The following is a 779-nucleotide window of genomic DNA, read 5'->3' on the forward strand; positions in this document are numbered from 1 at the left end:
CGGCCAGTTCATTCAGCGTATTCAGTGCGTCAGGTGACGCGTCGATAACATCTGCAATCGCGGCCAGTACAAAAGCGGTGTTCGCAATCTGGGTATTGTTTGTTCCCCTGAGCGCGGTTGGTGCTGTTGGCGTTCCGGTCAGTGCCGGACTGTCCAGTGGGCTTTTCTGTTCGTTTCATCCATTACCACCTTAACCGCCTTTGGCGTTGCAGCAAGCGTTTCAGACGTGCTGTTGGTTGCACTGCTGAGCTGCACTATCCCCTTTCTCGTTGTGTCCGCATCCTCAAGCGCGACAGCTGAAGCTATATCTTCTGCACGTTTTGCCGAATTTTTTGCACGTATTGCCGCCGCTTCTGCCGCACTTTTGCTCTGCGATGCTGATACCGCACTTCCCGCAGCCTCTGTCGCCTTCGTGGATGCCGTTGACGCACTCCCCGCCGCCGCTGTTTTTGCGTCTGCCGCGGCAGAGGCGCTCCGTTCCGCTGCTGTTTCAGATGACCTGGCATTCGTCTCGGACGTTTTTGCCGCCCTGGCAGAATTTTCTGCCGCCGTTGCCGAGGAAGCTGCACGACCGGCACTTGATGATGCGTTCGTTTCTGATGATTTTGCTGCCTCTTTTGAGGCCACCGCATCTCGTGCTGAAGTGGCGGCCTCTGACGCTTTCGTGGCCGCGGTGGAGGCAGACGTGGCGGCTGATTGTTGTGACGCTGCAGCATTCGTTTCTGACGTTTTCGCCGCACCGGCACTGGTGGCCGCCGCGTTTTTTGAGGACTCTGCGG

The 779-nt window shown here is 57.6% G+C and carries 3 protein-coding genes; 2 read left to right on the forward strand and 1 reads right to left on the reverse strand.

Annotated elements, in window-relative coordinates:
- A partial coding sequence (locus ACTHSL_RS12820) for a hypothetical protein (protein WP_440381680.1) occupies positions 1-194 on the forward strand: 194 nt, incomplete at its 5' end.
- Here the strand turns inward: ACTHSL_RS12820 and ACTHSL_RS12825 are convergent.
- Positions 139-255 carry a phage tail protein gene (locus tag ACTHSL_RS12825; protein WP_234409869.1) on the reverse strand — a complete coding sequence of 39 codons (117 nt, stop codon included), beginning with the start codon at positions 253-255 and terminating at the stop codon, positions 139-141. The two genes, ACTHSL_RS12820 and ACTHSL_RS12825, sit on opposite strands and share 56 nt — an antisense overlap.
- On the opposite strand from ACTHSL_RS12825, the gene ACTHSL_RS12830 reads away from it, so the two are divergent.
- Positions 233-779 (forward strand): hypothetical protein (locus tag ACTHSL_RS12830; protein WP_440381679.1); only part of this gene is annotated, 547 nt, incomplete at its 3' end. The two genes, ACTHSL_RS12825 and ACTHSL_RS12830, sit on opposite strands and share 23 nt — an antisense overlap.

The sequence above is a fragment of the Neisseria sp. P0008.S010 genome (assembly GCF_051962715.1).
In the GTDB taxonomy this organism is placed as follows: domain Bacteria; phylum Pseudomonadota; class Gammaproteobacteria; order Burkholderiales; family Neisseriaceae; genus Neisseria; species Neisseria elongata.